Below are 18063 nucleotides of genomic sequence, written 5' to 3'. Positions count from 1 at the left end.
CGGCCCGGCCACCGACCGGAAGGACCGTGACCGCCGTGGCGCGCAACCGCCGTCTGATCCTGAGCCCGCCCGCCGACGTCTGGCGCCTCCTGGCCGACGGTCGCCGCTACGGGGAGTGGGTGACGGGAACCCGGCAGGTCCTGGCCGCGGACCCGCACTGGCCCGATGTGGGCGCCCGGCTGCGGGTCCGCGTCGGCGCCGGCCCGCTGACCCTCGACGACACCTGCGTGGTCCGCGTCTGCGAACCGCAGCGGCGTCTGGAGCTGGAGGCGCGCGCCGAACCCTTCGGCGCGGCCCGCATCGCCATGAACCTGGCCCCCTGGGGCGGGAACACCCTCTTCACCCTCGACTGGCATCCCCTGCGGGGGCCCGGTACCCGTATGCACGGGCTTCCGGTGGACTATCTCGTCGCCGTGCGCAACGGCATGATGCTGACGAAACTGGCCAGGATCGCCGTCCGGGAACACCCCGTGGCCGCTCCCCGGTGACCGGGCCCGGGCGCCGGTCGGCACCCGCGCCGCCCGGGTAGTTTATGGATCATGGCAGTCATTCACCGCACCACCATGTCGCCCGGCAAGCTCGAACTGCTCGCCGCCTGGTTGCCGTCGAGGCCCTGGTACCGGGGCGGGGACGCGCCCCTGCTCGCCAAGGCCGGCGGGTTCCGGCTCGACGATCCCGCGGGCGAGGTGGGCATCGAGTTCATGGTGGTCACCGACACCTCGGGGGACTCCCCCGTCACCTACCAGGTCCCGATGACCTACCGCGGGGTACCCCTGGCGTCCGCCGCGGACGGCCTGATCGGCACCTCCGAGCACGGTGTGCTGGGCCGTCGCTGGATCTACGACGGGACGCACGACGTGGTCCTGGTCGAGCAGTTGCTCGCCCTGCTGGCGGGCCTCACGACCGCCCAGGACCAGAACGCCAGCAACACCCCCGACCCGACGGTGGAGGTCCGCGGCGAGGGTTCCGGGGTGCCGCAGGGCCTTACCGGCCCCGGGACCGTGACGGACACCGACGACGCGAGCCTCGTCACCGTGGGCCCGATGACGCAGGAGGGCCCGGTGTCGACCCTGACCCTGTGCCGGGTGCTCCGTCCGGGGCCCGCTCCCGAGGGTGACGGCGCGACGGGACGGGTGCTGGCCGACTGGTCCGCCCCGGACGGCACCCGGCAGCACGGGCTGTTCGCCCGTCTGGCCGTGTCCGGGCGCTGACGGCGGGACGCCTCAGGCCCGCGCGACGCCCCGGGCCCACAGGACACCCCCGGGCCGCGCGACGCCGCCGGACCCGACGCGCGGGTCCGGCGGCGTCCGTACCGGATCAGTCCGCGTAGGTCTCGCCGCGCGCGGCCTTCTCCACGAGGGAGGCCGGCGGGGTGAACCGCTCGCCGTACTTCTCCGCGAGCTCGCGGGCGCGGGCCACGAAGCCGGTGAGCCCGCCCTCGTAGCCGTTGATGTACTGGATCACGCCGCCGGTCCAGGCCGGGAAGCCGATGCCCATGATGGAGCCGATGTTGGCGTCGGCGACCGAGGTGAGGACGCCCTCGTCGAGGCAGCGGACGGTGTCCAGGGCCTCGGAGAAGAGCATCCGTTCCTTCATGTCCTCGAAGGGCACCTCGTGGCCCGGCTTGGCGAAGTGCTCGCGCAGGCCCGGCCAGATGCCGGCCCGCTTGCCCGACTCGTCGTACTCGTAGAAGCCGGCGCCACCGCTGCGGCCGGGGCGGCCGAACTCGTCGACCATCCGGTCGATGACGGTGTCGGCGGGGTGCTCGGTCCACGTCCGGCCCTCCGCCTCGAAGGCCTTGCGGCTCTCGTTGCGGATCTTGCGCGGCAGGGTCAGGGTGAGCTCGTCCATCAGGGAGAGGACCTTGGCCGGGTAGCCGGCCTGGGCGGCGGCCTGCTCGATCGAGGCGGGCTCGACGCCCTCGCCGACCATCGCCACGCCCTCGTTGATGAACTGGCCGATGACACGTGAGGTGAAGAAGCCCCGCGAGTCGTTGACGACGATCGGGGTCTTGTTGATCTGGCGGACCAGGTCGAAGGCGCGGGCGATGGCCTCGTCGCCGGTCTGCGCCCCCTTGATGATCTCGACGAGCGGCATCTTGTCGACGGGCGAGAAGAAGTGCAGTCCGATGAAGTCGGCGGGCCGCTTCACGCCCTCGGCGAGCCCGGTGATGGGCAGGGTCGAGGTGTTGGAGCACAGCAGCGCGTCGGGGGCGATGACGTCCTGGATCTCCTGGAACACCTTGTGCTTGAGGGCGGTGTCCTCGAAGACGGCCTCGATGACGGCGTCGCAGCCCGCGAGGTCGGCCGCGTCGGCGGTCGGGGTGATCCGGGCCAGCAGCTCCGCGCGCCCCGCCTCGGTGGTCCGGCCGCGGGACAGCGCCTTGTCGAGCAGCTTCTCGGAGTACGCCTTGCCCTTCGCGGCGGCCTCGGCGGTGACGTCCTTGAGGACCACCTCGATGCCCGCGCGGGCGCAGGAGTAGGCGATGCCGGCGCCCATCATGCCGGCGCCGAGGACGGCGACCCTGCGGACCTTCCGCGGCTCGACGCCCTGCGGGCGGCTGCGGCCGGCGTTGACGGCCTGGAGGTCGAAGAAGAACGCCTGGATCATGTTCTTGGCGGTCTGCCCGGTGACCAGCTCGGTGAAGTAGCGGGCCTCGATGGTCAGCGCGGTCTCGAAGTCCACCTGGGAGCCCTCGACGGCGCAGGCCAGGATGTTGCGCGGCGCCGGGTACGGGGCGCCGTTCAGCTGCTTCTTCAGGTTGGCCGGGAAGGCCGGGAGGTTCGCGGCGAACCGCGGGTTGGACGGCGTACCGCCGGGGATCTTGTAGCCGGGCACGTCCCAGGGCTGCTGCGACTCGGGGTGGGCGTCGATGAAGGCGCGGGCCTTGGCCAGCATCTCCTCGGGCGTGGCGGCCAGTTCGTGCACCAGGCCGTTGTCCAGGGCGCGCTGCGGGGTGTACTGGGTGCCCTGGAGCAGCACCTTGAGCAGCGCGTCGGCGATGCCCATCAGGCGTACGGTGCGGGTGACGCCGCCGCCCGCCGGGAGGAGGCCGAGGGTGACCTCGGGCAGGCCGATCCTGGAGCCGGGCGCGTCGAGGGCGACGCGGTGGTGCGAGGCGAGGGCGATCTCGTAACCGCCGCCCAGGGCCGCCCCGTTGATGGCGGCGACGACCGGCTTGCCGAGGGTCTCGATGCGGCGCAGGGAGCGCTTGATCTCGGTGCCGGTGTCGAAGGCGAGCTGCGCGTGCTCGGGGCGCAGCCGGATCATGTCCTTGAGGTCGCCGCCCGCGAAGAAGGTCTTCTTGGCAGAGGTGTAGATGATGCCGCGGATGGAGTCCTTCTCGGCCTCGGCGCGGTCGGCGACGGCCGCGATGGAGTCCTTGAAGGCCTGGTTCATGGTGTTGGCGGACTGGCCCGGGTCGTCGAGGACCAGGGTGACGACGCCGGTCTCGTCCTGTTCCCAGCGGATCGTGGTGGACTCGCTCATGTTCGCTACTTCCGTGTCGGAGGGGTCGGGGGACAGGGACGGTTCAGAGGCGTTCGACGATGGTGGCGACGCCCATGCCGCCGCCGACGCAGAGGGTGACGAGCCCGTAGCGCTTGTCCTGGCGCTCCAGCTCGTCGACGATCGTGCCGAGGATCATCGCGCCGGTGGCGCCGAGCGGGTGGCCCAGCGCGATGGCGCCGCCGTTGACGTTGACTTTGTCGAGGGACAGGCCCATGTCCTTGACGAAGCGCAGGACGACGCCGGCGAAGGCCTCGTTGATCTCGACCAGGTCGATGTCGTCGATGGTGAGGCCGGCCTTGGCGAGGGCCTTGCGGGTGGCCGGGGCGGGGCCGGTGAGCATGATGGTGGGCTCGGAGCCGGAGACGGCCGCCGAGACGATCCGGGCGCGGGGCGTCAGTCCGCCCCGCTCCCCCGCCTCGCGGGAGCCGATCGCGACGAGCGAGGCGCCGTCGACGATGCCGGAGGAGTTGCCCGCGTGGTGGACGTGGTCGATCTTCTCGATCCAGTGGTACTTCTGCAGCGCGACGGCGTCGAACCCGCCGAGCTCGCCGATGTCCGCGAAGGACGGCTTCAGCTTGGCGAGGGTGTCGGCGGTGGTCCCCGGGCGGACGAACTCGTCGTGGTCCAGGACGACCAGGCCGTTGCGGTCGGTGACCGGGACGACGGACTTCGCGAAGCGGCCGTCCTTGATCGCGGCGGCGGCGCGCTCCTGGGAGAGGGCCGCGTACTCGTCGACGTCGCGCCGGGAGAAGCCCTCGATGGTGGCGATCAGGTCGGCGCCGATGCCCTGCGGGACGAAGCCGGTGTCCCAGTTGGTCATCGGGTCGGCGAACCAGGCGCCGCCGTCCGAGGCCATCGGGACGCGGGACATGGACTCCACGCCGCCGGCCAGGACCAGGTCCTCCCAGCCCGAACGGACCTTCGCGGCGGCCAGGTTGACGGCTTCCAGACCGGAGGCGCAGAACCGGTTCTCCTGTACGCCGGCCACCGTGTCCGGGAGCCCGGCCGCGATGGCCGCGATCCGGGCGATGTCGGAGCCCTGGTCGCCGACCGGGCCGACGACGCCGAGCACGATGTCGTCGATGGTGGCGGGGTCGAGGCCGGGGTTGCGCTCGCGCAGGGCGTCGATGAGTCCGACGACGAGGTCGATCGGCTTGGTGCCGTGCAGGGAGCCATTGGCCTTGCCGCGGCCGCGCGGGGTGCGGATCGCGTCGTATACGTAAGCTTCGGTGCTCACTGGTCAAGCCTTTCGGTGTGCGGGAAGGTCCTGGAAAGGTCCTGGAAATCCTGGAAAGGTCCTGGGAAGGTCCTCGGCGGGGCTGCGGGCGGGACGGGGTCAGCCGAGGAGGGACCGGCCGATGATCTCCTTCATGATCTCGGTGGTGCCGCCGTAGATCGTCTGGATCCGGCCGTCGGTGAAGGCCCGCGCCACCCGGTACTCGGTCATATAGCCGTAGCCGCCGTGGAGTTGCAGGCATCGGTCCGCCACGCGCTTCTGCAGTTCGGTGGCCCACCACTTGGCCATCGAGGCGTGCACGTGGTCCAGCTCGCCGTTGGAGTGGTCGGTGATGCACCGGTCGAGGAAGGTCCGGGTGACGGCGACCTCGGTGGCCATCTCCGCGATCTCGAACCGGATGTGCTGGAGCTTGGACAGCGGACGCCCGAAGGCCTCGCGCTCCTTCACGTACTGCGTGGTGATCTCCAGCAGGTGCTCGGCAGCGGCGATCCCGGCCATGGCGATGCCCATCCGCTCCTGCGCGAGATTGGTCATCAGGTGGACGAAGGCGCCGTTCAGTTCGCCGAGCAGGTTCTCCTTCGGGACGCGCACGTCGTGGAAGAACAGCTCGGCGGTGTCCTGCGCCTTCTGGCCGATCTTGTCGAGGTTGCGGCCGCGCTCGAAGCCCTCCGCGCCGCGCTCGACGACCAGCAGCGACAGGCCGTGCGCCCCGCCCTCGGGAGTCGTCTTCGCCACCACGATCACCAGGTCGGCGAGGATGCCGTTGGAGATGAAGGTCTTGGAGCCGTTCAGCACCCAGTGGTCGCCGCGGTCCTCGGCCGTGGTCCGGATCCCCTGGAGGTCGGAGCCCGCGCCCGGCTCGGTCATCGCTATGGCGGTGACGGTCTCGCCGGAGCAGAAGCCGGGCAGCCAGCGGCGCTTCTGCTCCTCGGTGGCGAGCGAGGTCAGGTAGGGCCCGATGATGTCGTTGTGCAGGCCGATGGCGAGTCCGGGCGCACCCGCCCTGGTGAACTCCTCGGCGATCACGGCGGCGTAGCGGAAGTCGGTGTTACCGCCACCCCCGTACTCCTCCGGGACGGCGAGCCCGAGCAGGCCCTGGCGGCCGGCGGCCCGCCACGCCTCGCGGCTGACGATGCCGTCCTTCTCCCACTGCTCGTAGTGCGGCAGCACCTCCTTGGTGAGGAAGGTGCGGACGGTCTCACGGAACGCCTCGTGGTCGGCGTCGAAGATCAGGCGCTTCATCGGACGACTCGCTTCATCGGACGGCTCGCTTCATCGGGCGGCCGGCTCCATCGGGCGGCTCGCTGCATCGGAAGGCTCCTCAAAGCCAGTTCTTGACGGTTTCGATCAGACGGGCCGGCTCGGGGCCGACGGGGGTGACGTTGAGCATGGTGACGCCCGCCTCCCGGAAGGCCTCGACACGCTCGCGCACGTAGCCCTCGGGTCCGCACAGGGTCATCAGCTCGCAGAACTCCTCCGGTACGGCGGCCGCCGCGTCGCGCGTCCGGCCGGCGAGGTAGAGCTCCTGGATCCGGCGGGCCGCGTCCCCGTAGCCGTAGGCGACGGCGAGGTCGTTGTAGAAGTTCTTGCCGACCGCTCCCATGCCGCCCACGTACAGGGCGATCTGCGGGCGGGCGCGTTCCCGTACGGCGGCCGCGTCCTCGCCGATCGCGAGCAGGCCGCCCGCGACGGTGTGGAGCGGACCGAGCTCGGGCGGACGCTCGGCGGCCCCCTCGGCGAGCGGGCCGCCCCACACGGACGCGGCCTTCTCCGGGATGAAGAGCGTGGGCAGCCAGCCGTCCGCGATCTCGGCGGTCAGCCGCACGTTCGCCGGGCCGAGGGAGGCGATGTAGACGGGGATGCTGTCGCGCACCGGCCGGGTCAGGATCTTCAGCGGCTTGCCGTGCCGGCCGCCCTTCTCCGGGGGCAGCGGCATGTCGGTGATGCCGTGATGGTCGATCGTCTCCCGGCGCCAGATGCGCCGGCACAGCTCGACCGTCTCCCGGGTGCGGCCGAGCGGCTTGTCGTACGGCTTCCCGTGCCAGCCCTCGACGACCTGCGGTCCGGAGGCGCCGAGGCCGAGCAGCGCCCGGCCGCCGGAGACGGCGTCCAGTCCGGCGGCCGTCTGCGCGATGAGGCCGGGAGTGCGCGAGTAGACGTTCATGATCGCCGAGCCGATCCTCAGCCGCTCGGTGCGGGCGGCGAGGTAGCCCATGATCGTCGGCGAGTCGAAGCCCCAGGCCTCGGCCACCCAGACGGCGTCGAGGCCGGCGGACTCCAGCGCGGCCGCCTCGTCGGCGGCCCGTCGCGGGTCGCCCGCGTAGTCCAGCATCATCGACAGTTCCATCAGGCCTCTTTCGGGAGCAGGGCCGGTACGTCCCAGTCGGCGGCCACCGACTCGACATGCGCACCCGGCAGGGCCGGTCCGCCGGTGACGGCGGCCGGGGTCGCGGAGAACCGCGGCGCGGGGGCGGGCTGCACGGTCCCGCCGACATCGGTGAAGGTCCCCCGGGCGGCGAGGTGGGGGTGGCCGGGGGCCTCGCGCAGCGAGAGCACGGGCGCCACGCAGGCGTCGCTCCCCTCGAAGACCGCCGTCCACTCCTCGCGCGTACGGGTCCGGAAGCGGGCGGCGACGGCCTCGCGCAGCTCACCCCAGCGGGCGATGTCCTTGCGGGCCGGAGCCCGGCCGGCGATGCCGAGGAGCTCCGTGAAGGTGTCGTAGAACTGCTGCTCCAGCGCGCCGACCGCCATGTAGCCGCCGTCGGAGGTCTCGTAGGTGCCGTAGAACGGGCAGCCGCCGTCGAGGAGGTTGGCGCCGCGCCGGTCCTGCCAGCCGCCCGCCGCCATCATCCCGTGGATCATGGCCGTGAGGTGGGCGGTGCCGTCGACGATGGCCGCGTCGACGACCTGGCCGGTGCCGGTGGCCCGGGCGTGCTGGAGGGCAGCGAGGACGCCGATCACCAGGTAGAGCGAGCCGCCCGCGTAGTCCCCGACCAGGTTGGCCGGGACCGCCGGGGGCTCGCCGGGGTTGCCGATCATGCCGAGGGCGCCGGTGACGGCGATGTAGGCGATGTCGTGGCCCGCGGTGTGCGCGAGCGGGCCCTCCTGGCCCCAGCCGGTCATCCGTCCGTAGACGAGGCGGGGGTTGCGGGCGTGGCAGTCGGCCGGGCCGACGCCGAGCCGTTCGGCGACGCCGGGACGGAAGCCCTCGATGAGGACGTCGGCCCGCTCGACGAGGTCCAGGACGCGGGCGGGCCCGTCGGCGGACTTGAGGTCGAGGAGGACGGAGCGCTTGCCGCGGTTGGTGATGTCGTGGGCGGGATCGACCGCGAGCCCGCCGCCGCCGGGCCGGTCCACCCGTACGACGTCCGCCCCCAGGTCGGCGAGGAGCATGGCGGCGAACGGCCCCGGGCCGATGCCGGCCAGCTCGACGACGCGCACGCCGGCGAGCGGGCCGTTGCCGCTCGCCGCCCCGGTCCCGTTCCCTGTCACTGCCATCGAGCCCCCAGCGTCTGCGGTGTGCTTGGTATGCCTGGTGTGCCTGGTGTGCGGCTGTGTGACACAACTGATGTAACACCGGTGATGCTAGGAACGTGTTCCACCGAGCACAAGCCCCCGGGCCGGGCTCCGCCCGGATCGGCCGACATGGGCGCATCCGGGCCCCGGGGAGGCGACGAAACCGAGGGGCCCACCCCCCTGATAGATCGTTCCGGGAGTCTGTACTCTGAACACGCTTTCGAGCTGATCAAGCGTTCAATCAGAATCTGGGGGACCGGTGCGTCGTCGCCGTCTTGTCATTTCCGTTGCCGCCCTCGCGGCGGGCGTTGGCCTCATCCCGGGCGTGGCCCAGGCCGACCCGGCCAAGCCGGACGCGCGCGGCACCATTAAGCCGGACCTGGACCTGGGCAAGGACGCCAAGGCCAAGGGCCACGCCTTCACCAGCCCCGCGGAGCGTACGGTCCGCACGGCCCTGCCGTCGGCCAAGACCGGGGCGGCCGCCGCCCCGCAGGTGCAGTCCGTCAACGCCAACGCGGACCTCGCCGTCGGCGTGGCCGCCTACGGCACCACGGCCCACGGCACCGAGGTGGACACCACCATCATGAGCGTGGACACCCCCCTGAAGGTCGTTATCGACTGGGGCGACGGGAAGCAGGACGCCTTCGACGCCTACGGCTCCGACGAGCGGACCACGGCGCACACCTACGCCGAGGTCGGCTCCTACACGGTCAAGGTCACCGTGACGGACGCCGCGAACAACCTCTCGGCCGTCAACGAGGTCAACTTCGTCACCGAGGGCTCGGACTTCACCCCGTACGCCCCGACCCGTCTGCTGGACACCCGCAACGGGACCGGCGCGCCGCAGGGCATGGTCCAGCCGTACAGCTCGACCCGCGTGAAGATCGGCGGCAACGGCTCGATCCCCGTCGGCGTCACCGCCGTGGTGCTCAACGTCACGGTCACCAACACCTCCTCCGACGGCCACATCACCGCCTTCCCCGAGGGCACCCAGCGTCCGACCACGTCGAACGTCAACTACAAGGCCCGTCAGACCGTCCCGAACCTGGTCATCGTGCCGGTCGGCAAGAACGGCTACGTCGAGATCGCCAACCGCGGCGGCGCGCCCGTCGACCTGATCGCCGACGTCACCGGCTACTTCTCCACGACCGCCTCCAGCGGTTACACGCCGATCACCCCGTCCCGCTTCGTCGACACCCGCGAGGGCCTCGGTACGACGAGGGCCCAGCTCGGCGGCCGCAAGACCTTCTCCACCCAGATCAGCGGCCTGCGCGGGGTGCCCCAGGGCATCAGCGCCGTGGCGCTGAACGTGACGGTCACCAACCCGAGGGAGGCCGGCCACCTGTCGGTCTTCCCGGGCGGCGGCGCCACCCCGACCGCGTCGAACCTGAACTTCACCGCCGGCCAGACGATCGCCAACTCGGTCATCGTCCCCGTCGGCCAGGACGGCAAGATCAGCGTCTTCAACGGCGCCTGGGCGGGCGTCGACGTCATCGTCGACGTCGTCGGCTACTACAGCACCGACAGCAAGAGCGCCTTCCGGCCGATCACGCCGGAGCGCCTGGTCGACACCCGTGACCCCAACGACCCGGTCTACGGGAAGCTGTGGGGCCAGAGCTACATCTACATGCCGCTGTCCTACGACGACCCGAGCATCACGGGCTTCGTGCTGAACTCCACGGTCACCAACACCGACGGCGAGGGGTACCTCACGGTCACCCCGGACCCGAACTCGCTGGACGACTACATCAACGACGCGGCGGACTGGCCGACGCCTCCGAACTCCTCCAACCTGAACTGGACGAAGGGCGCCACCGTCCCGAACCTGGTCCAGGCGAGCACCGGCAGCAACGGCATCATCGACGTCTGGAACCGCGGCTGGGACGACATCGACCTCATCGTCGACATCTTCGGCCTCTACCAGCAGGGCTGATCCACCGGCAGCTGAACCATCCACCGGCAGGTGATCCACGGCGCCCCGGGCGCGGCCGCACGGCCGTTCCCGGGGCGCCGTCGTCCGGGCGGGCCGCTCCCGCCACGGGAACGGTTCTCGCCTCGGGAACGCTTCTCGCCACACCCTCCCGGCACCTGACCGGCAGGACACCCCCTATCCTCGGCCACCCGACACCCACTTGAGGAGCTCACATGAAGGCAGAGGTCCCGCAGGACCGGCCGGCACGGGCCTACGACGTCGTGCTCTTCGGCGCGACCGGGTTCGTGGGGGCGCTGACCGCCGAGTACCTCGCCGCGCACGCGCCCGCCGGCTGCCGGTGGGCGCTCGCCGGCCGGGACCTCGCGAAGCTGGAGCGGCTGCGCGAGCGGCTGGTCGCGGTGGATCCCGCGTGCGCGGCGCTGCCGCTGCTGCGCGTGGACGCCCAGGACGCCGCCGCCGTACGTGAACTGGCCATGTCCACCCGGGTGCTGGCCACGACCGTGGGGCCGTACGTCTGGTACGGGGCCGAGCTGGTGGCCGCCTGCACCGAGGCGGGCACGGACTACGTGGACCTCACCGGCGAGCCGGAGTTCGTGGACCGGATGTACGTGGAGCACGACGCGCGGGCCCGCGAGAGCGGGGCCCGGCTCGTCCACGCGTGCGGCTTCGACTCGATCCCCGCCGACCTCGGCGCGTACTTCACGGTCCGGCAGCTGCCGGAGGGGGTCCCGCTGACGGTCGACGGGTTCATGCGGTCCAACGCGTTCTTCTCCGGCGGGACCCTGGCCTCCGCCCTGACCGCCCTGGGCCGCGGCCCCCAGACCCTGGCGGCCGCACACGCCCGCCGGCTGCACGAGCCCCGGCTGGTGGGGCGCAGGGCGCGCGGGCCGCTGGGCGCGCCGCGGTTCAGTCGCGAGACCGGTACCTGGGCGCTGCCGCTGCCCTCGCTGGACCCGCGGATCGTGGCCCGGTCCGCGGCCGCGCTGGAGCGCTACGGCCCGGACTTCCGCTACCGGCACTACGCCTCCGTCCGGCACCTGCCCGTCGCCCTGGGCGGTGCGGCGGCGGTGGGCGCGACGGCGGCGCTGGCCCAGGTGCCGCCCGCCCGGCGGTGGCTCATGGACCGCTGGGAGCCCGGCCGCGGGCCGGACGCGGAGCGGCGGGCGCGCAGCTGGTTCACCGTACGCTTCGTGGGCCGGGGCGGCGGCCGGCGCGTGTTCACCGAGGTGTCCGGCGGCGATCCGGGGTACGGGGAGACCGCGAAGATGCTGGCGGAGTCGGCGCTCTGCCTGGCCCACGACGCCCTGCCGGAGACCGCCGGGCAGGTGACGACCGCCGTGGCGATGGGCGACGCCCTGATCCACCGGCTGCAGAAGGCGGGGATCACCTTCCGGGTGGCCGACGCCCGCTGACGGCGGGCCGGCTCAGGAGGCCTCCCGCAGCGCCCTGCGGCACAGCGAGTCGGCGCGGCGGGTGGTCTCCGGGATCCGGAAGCGCGGGCTCAGCGCCAGGACGTGCGCGCAGGCGTTGTCGAGCGACACCTTGTGCCCGACCGAGACGAACACCGGTTTGGTCGCGTCCTGCGTCCGCAGGGCCCGCCCGACCTCGGTCCCGTCGGCGGCGAGCAGCGCGGAGGCGTCGCCCCGCCGGCTGCCCGGCTCGTCGTGGGTGAAGGTGAACGGGTTCTTCGCGACGCCGATGGAGGGGAGCCCCGTGACCACCCCGAGGTGGCAGGCGAGGCCGAAGCCGCGGGGGTGGGCGAGGCCGTAGCCGTCGCAGACGACGAGACCGGGCCCGGCGGTCAGGGCGTCGAGGGCGGCCAGGACGGTCGGCAGCTCGCGGAAGGCGAGCAGCCCCGGCACGTAGGGGAAGCTGACGTGCCCGACGGCGGTGGCCTCCTCGACGACCTCGAGGGTGGCGGCGTCGAGCACCACGGCCGCGGCGGCAACCAGGTCGCGCGTGTCGTCGTAGGCGACGTCCACTCCGGTCACGAGCCCGCGGCCGGGCGGCGGCCCGGATTCGTCAAGTACGACGTGGTGGCGCAGTTCATCCTGTATCGCCCGGGCCTCGGCCTCGTCTGCGGGGGTTTTCACACTCGTCATGGTGGACCGAGAGTAGCCTGACGATCATGTTTGTCATGGAGCTCTCCTACACCGCGCCCCTCGAAGCAGTCGAGGAGCAGATGGACGCCCACATCGCCTGGCTGGACGGCTACTACGCCTCCGGGGTCTTCCTCGCGTCGGGGCGCAAGGTCCCGCGCGAGGGGGGCGTGATCCTGGCCGGAGGGGTGTCCCGGGCCGAGGTCGAGAGGATCGCGGCCGAGGACCCCTTCACGGTCGCAGGTGTCTGCGCCTACCGCATCACCGAGTTCATCGCCACGAAGACCTCGGCGGACCTCGCGACGGTACGGGAGAACCCGCTCGGCTAAAGGCTGTCCCGTAATCCCCGGCGGGCGCACGACGACAGCTACGGCACCTCGCTGCGTTGTCGGAACGCCCGAATACGCCCAGTATGAGGACGCCCCTCCGCCTTGCGATGCACCGCATCTGACGCCGCGCGCTGATCCACCGGGGATTACGGGACAGCCCTGAGGGCTGTCCCGTAATCCCCGACAGAGGGCCGGCGGACGGCGGGACCGCCGGGTGCGGCCTGCCGCCGGACGGTGGGCGGCAGGCCCCGGGTCAGTGGCGTTCCAGCCGGGCGACCCGGCCCTTCTCCCCCGCCGCCCAGCATCCCGTGTCGGGCGCGCAGTCGACCGTGTCGAAGGAACCCGCGTCCAGCGGCCCCCAGTTGCGGCCCCCGTCCGTGGTCACGTCCGTGCCCGTGGGTCCGACCGCGAGGGCCGTCCCGCGGCTGTACGGGTACCAGGCCGCTCCGGACCGGTAGGCGGGCGGCGGGGTCGTCGCCCCGCTCCAGGTGCGCCCCCCGTCCGAGGACACCGCGGCGGCCTGCGGGGAGGCCTGGCCGGCCCGGTAGTCGCCGCCCACGGCGAGGCCCCGCGCACGGTCCCGGAAGGCGAGGGCGAAGACGCCTCGCGCGGGATCACCCGCCGGCACGGTGGATTCGGCCACCCGCCAGGTCCGGCCGCGGTCCGCGGAGTGCAGGACCCGGGCGCTCGCCCCGCCCCCGGTGGCCAGCCAGACGTCGCGCGGGCCGGCGCTGACCAGGCACTGGCCGCTGGCGGCGAAGCCCGCCTCGCCCGGCAGCGCCTCGGGCATGCCCTCGCCGGGCAACACGCGCCAGTGGCGGCCGCCGTCGTCCGTGGCGAGGATGCGGAACTTCCCGTCCACCGGATCGCTCATGGCCAGCCCGTGCCGGGCGTCGAAGAAGGTCAGGCAGTCGTAGAAGGCGCGCGGGTCGGGGTTGCGGAAGGCCTCGGTCCAGGTGGCGCCGCCGTCCTCGGTGCGCAGCACCCGGGAGGCCTCGCCCTCGCCGATGGACAGGGCCACCGCTCGCCGGGCGTCGAAGGCCTCGATGTCGCGCAGTTCAAGTTGGTCCGCGACGGCGCCGGGCGGCGAGACGTCCTGCCAGCTGCGGCCGCCGTCGAGCGTGCGCAGCACCGTCCCCTTGGAGCCGGCGACCCAGGCCGTGGTCCGGCTGACCGCGGCGAGTCCGCGGAAGCGGGCCGTCGTTCCGGTCTCCTTGAGGGCCCAGCCGGCCGCCCGTAAGTCCGTTGCCCGGTCCTGCTCTTCGGCGTGTGCGGGGCCGGCGAGCACCCCGACCGCCAGGATTGCCGCGCACATGCCAATTCCAACATCCAGAGGTCTCATGGCGCCGGAAGCTAACGCACCCCCGGAACCGCCGTCCAGAGGGCGTCCCGGCGTGCGTTCCGCCGGTCGGGTGAGCGACAACCGGCCCTTCTCCGGGGCTCCCCGCCCCCGCTCGGCACACCGGCCCGCCTTCGGACGCATCCGCCCACCCGGTCACTCTGTGCGATCACACAGAAAGGTTCCGGCCAATCGGTGACACAGCTCACTCGAACCCCCATGCACGGATTTGCCGATTCCGGCGTCTATCGGGTTGCCGGGCTCCACCCCCACCGTCCGGCAGCAGATCCGCCTCAAGGGAGTGAGCCTTGATCACTGTCATCGAGCAGGCCGCGCAGGCCCGTCTGGTCGCAACCGCGCCGAAGGTCGAGACCGTTCCCGTCACCCTCTGTTACGACCGGGCTGATCCCTTCGCCGTGCGCATGGCCTTCCCCGCCCCGGCCACGCTGGAGGGCGTAGAGGTCTCCTGGACCTTCTCCCGCGAGCTGCTGGAGTCCGGGCTGGACCGCCCGTCCGGCTACGGCGACGTACGCGTGCGACCGTACGACGGGGACCGGACCACGATCGAGTTCCACGCGGTGGAGGGGGTCGCGATCGTGCTGATGCTGACGGCCGACCTGCACCGCTTCCTGGAGCGGGCCGCGGCCGTGGTTCCGCCCGGCCTGGAGCACCTCTACCTCGACATGGACCACAGCCTGGCCGAGCTGATGCGCGACACCTGCTGACCTGCACGGCGATCCCGACGGTGATCCCCGCTGCGATCACCACGGCCGTAAATCGTTTGCGGGCGGCCGCTCGCCGCCCGTAGCTTCGTCGACGCCCCATTGCCGTCGAACGGAGCAGGACGTTGCTCTTCTGAGGTCCGAGACACCGACCACCGCGACCGTCACCACGGTGACCCTGTCACCACCGTGACCTGTCACCCCTGTGACCCCGTCACCACCGCGCGCCCCGTGATCCCGTCACCCCGGCCGCCGTGACGAGCGCGATCATCATCCGAGCGTCGGCTGTCTCCCCGCGTTGCACGCACCACTCACGCAACCTGGAGGCCTCCATGAGTCACGCCCCTGCATTCATCACCTGCTCCGCCCTGTCCTTCGACTGGCCCGACGGAACCCCCGTGTTCGACGGGTTCAACCTGGCCGTCGGCCCCGGCCGCACCGGCCTGATCGGAGTCAACGGGAGTGGCAAGTCCACCCTGTTGAAGCTGATCGCCGGTCGGCTGACCCCGTCCGACGGCCAGTCGTCCGTCGCCGGCTCGGTCGGCTACCTCCCCCAGACGGTCACCCTCGACACCGCGCTGCGCGTGGACGAGGCGCTCGGCATCCGCACCGCGCGCGCCGCCCTCCACGCCATCGAGGCGGGCGAGGCCACCGAGGCGAACTTCACCGCCGTCGGCGACGACTGGGACGTGGAGGAGCGGGCCCTGGCCGCCCTCGACCAGCTCGGTCTCGGCCGGATCGGCCTGGACCGTACCGTCGGCGAACTCTCCGGCGGGGAGTCCGTCCTGCTGCGGCTGGCGTCACTGCTGCTGGCCCGGCCCGACGTCCTGTTGCTGGACGAGCCCACCAACAACCTGGACCTGCGGGCCCGGGGCCGCCTGTACGCGGCCGTCGAGTCCTGGTCCGGGGTGATGCTCCTGGTCAGCCACGACCGGGAGCTGCTGGAACGGGTCGACCAGATCGCCGATCTGCGCGACGGCGAAGTCCGCTGGTACGGAGGCAACTTCACCGACTACGAGACCCTGCTCGCGGCCGAACAGGACGCGGCGGAACGGATGGTCCGGGTCGCGGAGGCGGACGTACAGCGGCAGAAGCGCGAACTGGCCGACGCGCAGGTCAAACTGGCCCGGCGCAAGCGGTACGGCCAGAAGATGTACGAGAACAAGCGCGAGCCGAAGATCGTGATGGGCGCGCGCAGACGTGCCGCCCAGGAATCGGCCGGCAAGCACCGCATCATGCACACCGAGAAGCTGGCCCAGGCGAAGGAGCGGCTGGACCAGGCGGTGGAGGCGGTCCGCGACGACGCCGAGATCCGCATCCAACTGCCCGCCACCGTGGTACCGCCCGGGCGGCGCGTCCTGACCCTCGGCGATCTGCACCTGCCGCACGGCGCCCGCGTACCGGGCGAGTGGGAACTGCGGGGCCCGGAACGGATCGCCCTGGTGGGCCGCAACGGCTCGGGCAAGACCACGCTGCTGCGCACGATCGCGGGGCAGCTCGCGCCGGAGTCCGGGACCGCCGAGACCCATGTGGCCACACGGTTCCTGCCGCAGCGGCTGGACGTACTGGACGAGGACCGCTCGGTCGTGGAGAACGTGGCGCGCTTCGCCCCGCAGGCCGGCAACAACCTGATCCGGGCCCGGCTGGCGCACTTCCTCTTCCGGGGCGGCCGGGCGGACCGGGCGGCCGGCACCCTGTCGGGCGGCGAGCGGTTCCGGGCGGCGCTGGCGGCGCTGCTGCTGGCGGAGCCCGCCCCGCAGCTCCTGATGCTGGACGAACCGACGAACAACCTCGACCTGGCGAGCGTCCGGCAGTTGACCGACGCGCTGGAGTCGTACCAGGGCGCGCTCGTGGTGGCCAGCCACGACGTGCCGTTCCTGGAATCGATCGGCGTCACGCGCTGGCTGCTGCTGGACGGCGAGCTGCGGCCGACCACGGCCGAGGAGGTCCGGGAGGCGCTGTGGCACGGATGACCGGCTGACGGGCACGGCGCTCGCGGTTCCCTCCCCGCACGAGGGTGCGTCACACGAGGCACGGACATCACTCTGTGTAATACTGCGCTACCGAAAGTAGCGGGACTCGGTGCAGCGGGAGAGGGGAACCGTGCCACCCAGAAGCACACCGACCGCCAGGCAGCGGCGCCTCGGCGCCGAGCTGCGCAGGCTCCGCGAGGAGTCGGGCATGTCGGTCCAGCACGCCGCGGCCCTGCTCGGCGTCGACCGCACCCGGATCCCCAACATCGAATCCGGCCGGATCGGCATCAGCGCCGAGCGGGTCCGCACCCTGGCGCACCACTACGACTGCCGGGACCCCGCCCTCGTGGGCCTGCTGGCGATGATGGCGCGGGAGCGGCACAAGGAGTGGTGGGAGCGGCACCGGGGGTCCGTGCCGCCGGAGCTGCTCGACATCTGCGAGCTGGAGCACCACTCGGTCGGCCTGCACACCGCGGTGGCCACGCACATACCCGGACTGCTCCAGACCGAGGCGCACGCACGGGCCGTCTTCGCCGCCGCCGACCCGCCGCTGCCGGAGCCCGACCTCCAGGCCAGGCTCGCGCTGCGGATGGGCCGCCAGCAGGTGTTCGCGCGGGAGCGGCCGCCACTGTACGAGGCGGTGGTGCACGAGGCGGCGCTGCGGATGCGGTTCGGCGGTCCGGGGGTGGTCCGGCAGCAGCTGGAGCACGTGCTCACACTGTCCGAGCGGGAGCGTACGTCCGTCCTGGTGATCCCGTTCAGCGCCGGCGGCTTCCCCGGGTCCGGCCAGTCCTTCACGTACGCGGCCGCGGCACTCAGACGACTGGACACCGTGCAGCTGGACAGTTCGCACGGCTCGCTGCTGGTCGACGCGGCCCCGAAGCTGGCGCGCTACCGGGGGCTGCTGGCGCGGCTGCGCGGCCTGGCACTGCCGGCGGCCGCGTCCCGCGATTTCATCCGCACCGTCGCGCGGGACCTGTGACCGGGTCCGGCGAGGAGACCGAGGAGACCGGAGAACGACATGATCAGCCCCAGAGCCGCCGCGGCCGCCGCCATGAGCCGCGCGAACCGTACGGCCACGACGGCCCGTACAGCCGCCACGACCCGTACGGCCACCACGGCCCGCCCGGCCCGTACGGACATCGCCTGGTCGGAGCCGTTCTGCAGCGAGGGCGCCAACTGCTTCCGCCTCGGCCGCGGCGCCGACGGGCGGGCGCACATCGGGACGACGGGGTCCGCCGCCTACGTGTCCGACTCCGTCGACGCCCTCCGCGCGCTGATCTCGGCCGTCAAGGCGGGGGCCGCGGACCACCTACTGGCGTGATTTTGCCCTTTCGTTTCCCCCTCAGGACCCTCCCAAACTGCACAGATAACCGGACGTAACCGGGCATAGGTGCGCGGGGGG

The 18063-nt window shown here is 72.3% G+C and carries 16 protein-coding genes; 9 read left to right on the top strand and 7 right to left on the bottom strand.

The annotated features are described in order from the left end of the window. The first annotated feature begins 35 nt into the window (after positions 1 to 35). Together NRK68_RS28565 and NRK68_RS28560 are read left to right on the top strand one after the other, a co-directional pair. The gene (locus NRK68_RS28565) at positions 36 to 488 is read left to right on the top strand and encodes an SRPBCC family protein (RefSeq protein WP_107081291.1); all 453 of its coding nucleotides are present in this window, start codon (positions 36 to 38) and stop codon (positions 486 to 488) included. Positions 489 to 539: 51 nt separating this feature from the next. After that, the gene (locus tag NRK68_RS28560) at positions 540 to 1211 is read left to right on the top strand and encodes a maltokinase N-terminal cap-like domain-containing protein (RefSeq protein WP_183063917.1); all 672 of its coding nucleotides are present in this window, start codon (positions 540 to 542) and stop codon (positions 1209 to 1211) included. 106 nt (positions 1212 to 1317) lie between these two features. Here NRK68_RS28560 and NRK68_RS28555 read toward each other — a convergent pair whose 3' ends face one another. The 5 genes from NRK68_RS28555 to NRK68_RS28535 form a co-directional block, all read right to left on the bottom strand. Then, positions 1318 to 3489: a 3-hydroxyacyl-CoA dehydrogenase NAD-binding domain-containing protein gene (locus tag NRK68_RS28555; protein ID WP_183063916.1), complete on the bottom strand. Its 2172-nt coding sequence runs from the start codon at positions 3487 to 3489 to the stop codon at positions 1318 to 1320. Positions 3490 to 3532: 43 nt separating this feature from the next. Next, on the bottom strand, positions 3533 to 4747 hold the full coding sequence (locus tag NRK68_RS28550) for an acetyl-CoA C-acetyltransferase (protein WP_183063915.1): 1215 nt from the start codon (positions 4745 to 4747) through the stop codon (positions 3533 to 3535). A 99-nt stretch (positions 4748 to 4846) separates the two neighbouring features. Then, the gene (locus NRK68_RS28545; RefSeq protein ID WP_183063914.1) at positions 4847 to 5989 is read right to left on the bottom strand and encodes an acyl-CoA dehydrogenase family protein; all 1143 of its coding nucleotides are present in this window, start codon (positions 5987 to 5989) and stop codon (positions 4847 to 4849) included. 79 nt (positions 5990 to 6068) lie between these two features. Next, positions 6069 to 7094 carry an LLM class F420-dependent oxidoreductase gene (locus tag NRK68_RS28540; protein WP_183063913.1) on the bottom strand — a complete coding sequence of 342 codons (1026 nt, stop codon included), beginning with the start codon at positions 7092 to 7094 and terminating at the stop codon, positions 6069 to 6071. Beyond that, a complete protein-coding gene (locus tag NRK68_RS28535; RefSeq protein ID WP_257857143.1) occupies positions 7094 to 8245 on the bottom strand; it encodes a CaiB/BaiF CoA transferase family protein in 1152 nt (383 codons plus the stop codon). Before NRK68_RS28535 ends, NRK68_RS28540 begins: the two co-directional genes overlap by 1 nt. A 343-nt stretch (positions 8246 to 8588) precedes the next feature. Between NRK68_RS28535 and NRK68_RS28530 the strand changes: the two genes are divergently transcribed. Further along, positions 8589 to 10196, top strand: coding sequence for a PKD domain-containing protein (locus NRK68_RS28530; RefSeq protein ID WP_183063911.1), 1608 nt, complete (start codon positions 8589 to 8591; stop codon positions 10194 to 10196). 212 nt (positions 10197 to 10408) lie between these two features. Beyond that, the gene (locus NRK68_RS28525) at positions 10409 to 11608 is read left to right on the top strand and encodes a saccharopine dehydrogenase family protein (protein WP_257857142.1); all 1200 of its coding nucleotides are present in this window, start codon (positions 10409 to 10411) and stop codon (positions 11606 to 11608) included. Between the two features lie 12 nt (positions 11609 to 11620). Here the strand turns inward: NRK68_RS28525 and NRK68_RS28520 are convergent, their stop codons facing one another. Next, positions 11621 to 12298 carry an endonuclease V gene (locus NRK68_RS28520; RefSeq protein WP_183063909.1) on the bottom strand — a complete coding sequence of 226 codons (678 nt, stop codon included), beginning with the start codon at positions 12296 to 12298 and terminating at the stop codon, positions 11621 to 11623. Between the two features lie 26 nt (positions 12299 to 12324). On the opposite strand from NRK68_RS28520, the gene NRK68_RS28515 reads away from it, so the two are divergent. Next, complete coding sequence (locus NRK68_RS28515; RefSeq protein WP_183063908.1) at positions 12325 to 12624, top strand: YciI family protein; 300 nt, start codon at positions 12325 to 12327, stop codon at positions 12622 to 12624. A 253-nt stretch (positions 12625 to 12877) separates the two neighbouring features. Here the strand turns inward: NRK68_RS28515 and NRK68_RS28510 are convergent, their stop codons facing one another. Continuing rightward, positions 12878 to 13939, bottom strand: a complete 1062-nt coding sequence (locus NRK68_RS28510; RefSeq protein ID WP_308296322.1) for a WD40/YVTN/BNR-like repeat-containing protein — start codon at positions 13937 to 13939, stop codon at positions 12878 to 12880. A gap of 332 nt (positions 13940 to 14271) precedes the next feature. Between NRK68_RS28510 and ssgD the strand changes: the two genes are divergently transcribed. The 4 genes from ssgD to NRK68_RS36800 all read left to right on the top strand — a co-directional run bounded on the left by ssgD (position 14272) and on the right by NRK68_RS36800 (position 17982). Then, positions 14272 to 14688 carry a spore wall synthesis regulator SsgD gene (gene ssgD, locus NRK68_RS28505; RefSeq protein WP_183063906.1) on the top strand — a complete coding sequence of 139 codons (417 nt, stop codon included), beginning with the start codon at positions 14272 to 14274 and terminating at the stop codon, positions 14686 to 14688. A gap of 329 nt (positions 14689 to 15017) precedes the next feature. Continuing rightward, positions 15018 to 16658, top strand: a complete 1641-nt coding sequence (locus NRK68_RS28500) for an ABC-F family ATP-binding cassette domain-containing protein (RefSeq protein WP_183063905.1) — start codon at positions 15018 to 15020, stop codon at positions 16656 to 16658. 130 nt (positions 16659 to 16788) lie between these two features. Then, entirely contained in the window at positions 16789 to 17640 is an 852-nt protein-coding gene (locus NRK68_RS28495; protein WP_183063904.1) for a helix-turn-helix domain-containing protein, read from the top strand. A 39-nt stretch (positions 17641 to 17679) separates the two neighbouring features. After that, complete coding sequence (locus NRK68_RS36800; RefSeq protein ID WP_308296321.1) at positions 17680 to 17982, top strand: hypothetical protein; 303 nt, start codon at positions 17680 to 17682, stop codon at positions 17980 to 17982. The last annotated feature ends 81 nt before the right edge of the window (positions 17983 to 18063 follow it).

It is taken from the genome of Streptomyces yangpuensis (assembly GCF_024666385.1).
Lineage (GTDB): Bacteria > Actinomycetota > Actinomycetes > Streptomycetales > Streptomycetaceae > Streptomyces > Streptomyces yangpuensis.
The sequence above is the reverse complement of the archived record's forward strand: the minus strand, read 5'-3'. Positions and strand labels throughout refer to the sequence as shown.

Coding starts and splice junctions, on each gene's coding strand:
- NRK68_RS28545 (WP_183063914.1), bottom strand. CDS start 5,989: ATGAAGCGCCTGATCTTCGACGCCGACCACGAGGCGTTCCGTGAGACC.
- NRK68_RS28500 (WP_183063905.1), top strand. CDS start 15,018: ATGAGTCACGCCCCTGCATTCATCACCTGCTCCGCCCTGTCCTTCGAC.
- NRK68_RS28540 (WP_183063913.1), bottom strand. CDS start 7,094: ATGGAACTGTCGATGATGCTGGACTACGCGGGCGACCCGCGACGGGCC.
- NRK68_RS28515 (WP_183063908.1), top strand. CDS start 12,325: ATGTTTGTCATGGAGCTCTCCTACACCGCGCCCCTCGAAGCAGTCGAG.
- NRK68_RS28510 (WP_308296322.1), bottom strand. CDS start 13,939: ATGTGCGCGGCAATCCTGGCGGTCGGGGTGCTCGCCGGCCCCGCACAC.
- NRK68_RS28535 (WP_257857143.1), bottom strand. CDS start 8,245: ATGGCAGTGACAGGGAACGGGACCGGGGCGGCGAGCGGCAACGGCCCG.
- NRK68_RS36800 (WP_308296321.1), top strand. CDS start 17,680: ATGATCAGCCCCAGAGCCGCCGCGGCCGCCGCCATGAGCCGCGCGAAC.
- NRK68_RS28555 (WP_183063916.1), bottom strand. CDS start 3,489: ATGAGCGAGTCCACCACGATCCGCTGGGAACAGGACGAGACCGGCGTC.
- NRK68_RS28560 (WP_183063917.1), top strand. CDS start 540: ATGGCAGTCATTCACCGCACCACCATGTCGCCCGGCAAGCTCGAACTG.
- NRK68_RS28525 (WP_257857142.1), top strand. CDS start 10,409: ATGAAGGCAGAGGTCCCGCAGGACCGGCCGGCACGGGCCTACGACGTC.
- NRK68_RS28520 (WP_183063909.1), bottom strand. CDS start 12,298: ATGACGAGTGTGAAAACCCCCGCAGACGAGGCCGAGGCCCGGGCGATA.